Origin of the sequence: Rhizobium sp. S152, assembly GCF_030380735.1 — a bacterium.
Taxonomy (GTDB): Bacteria; Pseudomonadota; Alphaproteobacteria; order Rhizobiales; family Rhizobiaceae; genus Rhizobium.
In genome coordinates, this window is the sequence record NZ_JAUDRZ010000002.1 from 292085 (window position 1) to 298686 (window position 6602).

Annotated in this window: 5 protein-coding genes; 2 read left to right on the top strand and 3 right to left on the bottom strand. The window is 63.2% G+C overall.

Features of this window, described 5'->3' with window-relative positions:
- Positions 1-47: 47 nt before the first annotated feature.
- On the bottom strand, positions 48-1094 hold the full coding sequence (locus tag QTL95_RS02725) for an ABC transporter permease (protein ID WP_289718423.1): 1047 nt from the start codon (positions 1092-1094) through the stop codon (positions 48-50).
- Positions 1091-2572 (bottom strand): sugar ABC transporter ATP-binding protein, encoded by a 1482-nt coding sequence (locus tag QTL95_RS02730; RefSeq protein WP_289718791.1) that lies wholly within the window; start codon positions 2570-2572, stop codon positions 1091-1093. The genes QTL95_RS02725 and QTL95_RS02730 overlap by 4 nt, the downstream gene beginning before the upstream one ends.
- Positions 2573-2840: 268 nt before the next feature.
- On the opposite strand from QTL95_RS02730, the gene QTL95_RS02735 reads away from it, so the two are divergent.
- Positions 2841-3887 (top strand): substrate-binding domain-containing protein, encoded by a 1047-nt coding sequence (locus QTL95_RS02735; protein ID WP_289718424.1) that lies wholly within the window; start codon positions 2841-2843, stop codon positions 3885-3887.
- Positions 3888-3949: 62 nt separating this feature from the next.
- Positions 3950-5161 carry an acyl-CoA dehydrogenase family protein gene (locus tag QTL95_RS02740; protein WP_289718425.1) on the top strand — a complete coding sequence of 404 codons (1212 nt, stop codon included), beginning with the start codon at positions 3950-3952 and terminating at the stop codon, positions 5159-5161.
- Positions 5162-5225: 64 nt separating this feature from the next.
- On the opposite strand, the gene QTL95_RS02745 is transcribed toward QTL95_RS02740, so the two are convergent.
- Entirely contained in the window at positions 5226-6443 is a 1218-nt protein-coding gene (locus tag QTL95_RS02745) for an SfnB family sulfur acquisition oxidoreductase (protein WP_289718426.1), read from the bottom strand.
- Positions 6444-6602 lie beyond the last annotated feature (159 nt).

A 6602-nucleotide genomic window follows, 5' to 3' on the forward strand; every position in this document is an offset into this window, starting at 1 on the left:
CGCGGCGCCCGCGCTTCATTACAGCACTCTCCGTCATGGGTGTTCGTTCAGGGGGTGGCGCGGCCGAGGCCGTATGTGAGTGCGAGCGCGCCCGCCAGAACGGCGCCCTTGACGAAATCCTGGGTGTAGTAGGGGGCATTCAGCATCGTCAGGCCGTTGAGCAGGACACCGACGAAGACGGCGCCGACAATGGTGCCGAGCACGTTCGGACGGCGGAGCCCCATGACGGTGAAGCCGATCAGCGAGGCCGCGACGGCGTCCATGAGCAGCGAGCCGCCCGAAGACACGTCGCCGCGCCCGACGCGGGCGGCAACGATGATGCCGCCGAGCGAGGCGAGCGTTCCGGAGATGACGTAGGCCAGCGTCTTCAGTCGTGTCGTGGAGGCCCCGGCCAACCGGGTGGCGACTTCGTTGCCGCCGGTGGCAAACAGCAGCCGGCCGATGCGCGTGCGCTCCGTCAGGATATAGAGAACCACCGCGACGAGCAGCATCAGGACAACGGCGACCGGAACGGTGCCGGCGATGCTGTAGCGGCCAATCAGCAGGAAGCGCGGGTCGTAGACGCCCGGCGCGGCCGAGCCGTCGGGCAGGATCAGGCCGGCCGAGATCGAACGGCCTGCGGTCGGGATCAACTGCAGGCCCGAGAGCAGGAACATCATCGACAGCGTCGCCAGCAGATCCGGCACTTTCAATCGGACGATGACGAAGGCATTGATGAGGCCGATAAGTGCACCGAAGGCGAGAACCAGCGGAACGGTGGTGAAAGCATCGAGGCCGAGCACGATCATCGCATAGCTGGCGGCCATGACGCTGGAGGCGGCGACGGCACCGATCGAGAGATCGAAGCCGCCGACAGCGAGCGTGACCGTGACCCCGGCGCCGAGGATTGCGACGACCGACACGGCCTGCAGGATGCTCATCAGGTTGTTGATGTTGATGAAGGCCGGTTGCGCAACGGTGAAGCCGATCACCAGTGCGATCAGGAGCAGGAACACCGCCCCGGAGCGGATGATCGCCGCCAGCCGGTTCAGAAACGCGCCTGCGCCCTGCGGCGAAGGTCTCTCGCCAATAGTTTCATCCTGGATGGAGCTCATGCTGGAATTCCTTCGGCAGCGGTTTGGTCTTCGTGTTCTTGTGCAGGGCGAACGCTATGGTGATCGACGACGAGGATGCGATCGGCGACCTCGAAGGCCTCTTCCGGATCGGAAGTCGCAATCAGCGTGGCGCGATCACTCCGCGCCCTGATGGCCTCGATGATGTCCTGCCGGGCGCCGACGTCGACCCCCTGGAACGGCTCGTCGAGCAACAGCAGCCGGCTCGGCTCGGCTTCCCAGCGGGCGAGTACCGTTTTCTGCTGGTTGCCGCCGGAAAGGGTCCAGATCGATGCATCGGGACCGGAGGCCTTGATGCGCAGCCGCCTGATCGCCTTCTCCGCCTCGCGCCTCTCGCGGTTGCCCCACAGGAACCCATGCGGGTACCATGTGCGCAGGTGCGGAAGACTGATCGTCGCCGCCACACTGTTTCCCGGCCATGACGGAGGCATGAGGGAAGAATGGTGCCGATCCTCGGCCGCCATGACGACGCCGGCGCCGATGGCAGCCGCGGGGCCGTTCGGTTGGTACGGCTGCCCATCAAGTGTCATCGTGCCCGAGGCCAGCGTTCCCGTGCCGAAGATGGCCGACAGCAGTCGGCTCTTGCCGGCACCGAGCACGCCCGTGATGGCGACGACCTCGCCCTCGCGGATGGCCAGGTCGAACGGGGCGCTGGTGGCAAGAAGTCTGGCACCGGTCATCTCGAAGATGACACGACCGCTTTCAGGTCGTGAACCCGGCCGGGCCGACTCCAGCTTGCGACCGATCATCGTCTCGATCGCCGCGCTGAAGTCTATCGGCCTCTCGAAGGCGCCGACGACACGGCCACCGCGCATCACCAGCGCCCGATCGGCGATGGCCTGCAAGTCGGCGGTGCGGTGCGAAATGTAGAGCACGGCGAGCCCCTGCGCACGCAAGCGCAGCAGGATCTCGAACAGCCGCTGGCTTTCCTCGATCGACAGGCTGGCCGTCGGCTCGTCGAGGATCAGCAGATCCGCCTTGTTGGCAAGGGCACGGGCGATAGCCACCAGCTGCCGGTCGGCCGCTCCGAGGTCCGCGAAATCGCGATCGAGCGGAAGGGCGAAGCCTGCCGCGTCGAGCATCGCCTTTGCCCGCGTGCGTACAGCGCGTCTCGAAGTGAAGAACGGCTCGCTGCGGTCCGCAAACCGGTTGAGCAGCAGAACATCGGCGACCGTCAGCCCCGGCGCTCCGATAAGGTCGGTCGATTGGTGCACGGTCACGATACCGCGCGTCGCGGCCTCCGCCGGCGTTCGCGCCACATAGGGCCGACCTCGGAGGGTCACGTTCCCGCCGTCGGCGGAAAGCACGCCCGACAGGATTTTCACGAGCGTCGATTTGCCCGCGCCATTCGCGCCCATGAGGGCAACTATCTCGCCACGGGCTATCGAAAGCGAGGCGCCGGACAGCGCACGCGTCGATTCAAAGCGGCGGGTCAGATTTTCAACGGAAAGCAGAGACATGGCCGGGCTAATGATCTGGATGCTGGTGTCGACGGTTGCGGTCAGCACATCGTCTTGAAGTGAGTGCCGTGCCCGCATCGCCGACAAATTGCGCCGGAACCGAGCCGGACAACAGGCAAAGTGTTTCTTGCCCCGAACGCAAATCGCACAAAGTTTTCCCGCCGTTCAAAAATATCGAACCAATTTATCTACTAAAAAGGTAGAAAATACCACCTAATGAAAATGCGGAGGAAAGCCGCGGACAACTTGATCTTTTTAGGAGCGCATAATGAAGACTTTCAGCCGCCTGGCGCTTTCTGCCGCCGCAATCTCATTCGTCGCCCTGGGTGCTGCCAACGCCGAAGGGCTGGCCGGAGCGCCGGCGCCCTTCGACAAGGGGGGCGTGAAGCTTGCCCTGATCAGCTACATCTCCGCCGGCGATTTCTTCCAGGCCTATCAGGCCGGCGCCGAGGCGCAGGCGAAGGCGCTCGGCATCGATCTCCGCATCTTCCCCGGCCGCCAGAACGCCGCCGAGCAGCGCGAGCAGATCCTGCAGGCCGTCAATCTTGGCGTTCAGGGGATCGTCGTCGATCACGGCTTGCCGGAATCGCTTGGCGACGTCGTGCAGCAGGCGCTCGACAAGGGCGTGAAGGTTGTCGCCTTCGACGTCAACTTGAACAATCCGAAGATACCCCAGGTCGAGCAGAGCGATCATGAGCTTGCCAGGCAGGCGCTCGAACAGGCAGTGAAGGAGAACGGCACGAACTTCAATGCTGGCTATGTCTATGTAGCCGGTTTCGCGCCGCTCGACCGCCGCAACGAGGTCTGGGAGACATTCAAGGCCGACAACAAGGGCGTCGTCGAGAAGGCACGCTTCGGCAATGTGAGCGATACGACCGCGACATCAACGGCGGACCAGGCGAAGGCGGCGCTGACGGCCAATCCCGACATCAGCGTCGTCTTCGCTCCCTATGACGAATTCGCGCGTGGCGTGAAGCTGGCTGCCAACGACCTCGGCATCGCACCCAAGCTGAAGATCTATTCCGCCGATGTTTCCACCGCCGATATCCAGGAGATCACCGAGGAGGGAAGCCCGTGGGTGGCGACCGTCGCGACCAATCCGGCTGTCGTCGGCGCCGTATCCATTCGCGCCGCGGCCCTGCAGATCGCCGGTGAGGATGTTCCGCACAACATCACCGTGAAGCCGACGCTGCTGACGCAGGAGGCGCTGCGGTCGGCGAACGTCAAGACAATCGAGGACCTGGCGAAGAAGTTGCCCGAGTTCAACACCAGCGACGTGGTCACTGCGCCCTGGATCCCGGCGAAGCTTTTCTGACAGCAGACATGCAAGGCCGGCGGCTTGCCTGTCGGACCGCTCTATCTCAATGGGAGTTTTTGATGAGCCAATCCAATGTCATCCACGTTGCCAGCCGAGGCGCGACGAGAGCCGAGCTTTTCGCGCGAGCGGAGGAGATATCAGCCGACCTCGCGCGGCGTGGGGCCGAGCTCGATCGTGACGGTCGGCCGCCGCTCAACGAGATCGTCAAGCTCAAGAACGCCGGGCTGCTCAATGCGCTGCACGCGCCTGGCATCGGCGGCGGCGGGCTCGACTGGGTCGACGGGCTGCAGCTCGTACGCATTATCGCGCGTGGGGAAAGCTCTATCGGGCAGCTGCTCGGCTATCACTATGTCAACAGCCAGTACGTATACTGGGCGATCGAGGATGCGGCCAGGGCCAATGCTCTTGGGACTGAAACGGTCACCAAGGATCTCTACTGGGGCGCCGCCGTCAATCCGCGCGACCCCGGCCTTACGCTGACAAAGCGTGGCAACGGCTACGTGCTGAACGGCAGAAAATCCTTCTCCACGGCGGCGCGAATATCGGACTATATCAACGCCAATGCGACGCTTGACGGAAAGATCGCGAGCTTCGCGGTTCCCACCAACCGGCCGGGCTATATCGCCAATGACGACTGGGACAATATCGGCCAGCGTCTTTCCGACAGCGGTAGCGTCGAGTTCCGTGATTTCCCTGTCTATGAGGAGGATCTGATCGGCACGCCGGTGGAGGAGGGCACCGCGCCCAACGTGCTAGCAAGCTTCAATACGCCTTTGATCCAATTGGTTTTTGTGAATTTCTATCTGGGGACGGCGGAAGGCGCATTGCGACAGGCGGTCGACTATGTGCGCACGACCACGCGCCCCTGGGTCACGTCGGGCGTCGCCCGCGCGCAGGACGATCCCTATATCCTCGAGCGCGTGGGAGAGTTCACCGCGTCGCTGAAGGCATCCGCGGCACTGGCCGATCGGGCCGCCGCCGCGGTTCAGGCCGCGTTGTCGCGAGGTGCAGAAGCAACAGCGCGCGAGCGCGGGGAAGCGGCGGCGGAAGCCTACGCCGCCAAGGTGCACGCGACGAATGTCTCGCTCGATATCACCTCGCGCGTGTTCGAGCTGACCGGCGCGCGCTCGACGGCAGAGCCCTATCGTTTCGACCGCTACTGGAGAAACGTGCGGACGCACACGCTGCACGATCCCGTCTTCTACAAGGCCAGGGAAGTCGGCGACTTCGTGCTCAACGACAGGATACCCGAGGTCAGCCTCTACAGCTAAACAGCGGTCCTCCCGACGCTGCGAGCCCCGCCGCATCTGATGCGACGGGGCTCTTTCGTGCTTGTCAGAGCGCGCCGCTTCTCGGGGGCTTGACGCCGTTCAAGTGGTAGTTGCCGACCACGTGGTATTTCCAGCGTACAGGATCGTGCAGCGTGTGGGTGCGGGCGTTTCGCCAGTGCCGGTCGAGATTGAGGCCGGTGCCGGTGGCAGCCGTGCCGGAGAGCTCGAACAGGGTGTTGGAGGCGTCGAGCGCGATTTCTGAGGTCAACACCTTGGCCGCTGCAACCGCGAGTGTCGCCGTAACCACGTTCTCCTCGGTGGTCTCGATCTGGGCGATATCGACCTTAATGCCGGCGCGCTCGACGAGCGCGGTGGCGGCTTCCAGCCGGATGGCGATTTCGCCGACCTTGGATATCGTCAGCGGGTCTTCGGATGCCTTGTCGACGCCGCTGTTCGTCCACGGCCGCGACCGCGTGTTTACGAAATCGAGCATGTCGGCGAAGGCCGCGCGGGCGATGCCGAGATCGATGCCGGAATGGATGATCTGGCCGACGGAGCCAATGGTCGTCGGCCGCTCGAAGCCCTTGTGGTGAAAGACGACGGCATCCGCCTGGACATAGACATTGTCGAGAACGGTTGTGCCGCTGCCTGTCGTGCGCTGGCCAAATCCGTCCCAATCATCAATGATCTCAATGCCTTCCGTGCCTTTCTGCACAAAGGACATCGTCAGGTTCTCGTTTTCGTCGAGCGCGAATATGGTGACCCAGTCGGCGAAAATCACGCCGGTGGAATAGAATTTCCGCCCGTCGATCCGGTAGCCGAGTCCGTCCTTGCGGATGCGGGTGTTGTAGTGCCCGACCGTCTTCGTACCGCGCTCGGACAGTGCGTTGCCGAACCGGTCGCCGGCAAGGGCACGGGTGAAGAAGAACTTCTTCTGCTCCTCGCTGCCATCCGTTCGCAGCGCTTCCAGAATGTAGAAGTGGTTCTGCGGAATCTGTCCGATCGATCCGTCGGCCTCGGAAAGTATGGCCGTCACTTCGGCCAGTACGACGTTGGAGACGTCGAGACCGCCATACTCCGCGGGTACGGTTATTCCGAGCAGGCCGGATTGCGACAGCGTGTCCAGTTCCTGGAACGGAAGAATGCGATCGGCATCGCGCTTCGAGGCTGCCAGTGCGAATTCGCCCGCGAGCCTGCGCGCGGCGGCCAGCACCTGTTCCTCATTCGCAAGACGTGCGGCGGTCGGGCGGATTCGGGTGGCGTCAAGTTGAACAACTTCCATTTTTGTCTCCCATCGGATGTCCTCCGAGAGGTGCAAGAGTGGCAAGTGAAAGAAAAGAACATTAAAACTATAAACTATTAGAATAACGAAACGTCTTTCTCATCCCGTGGAATGGCTTTCATTAGCCTTCCGGCATTATCGCTGTGAGAGCAGCGGTGT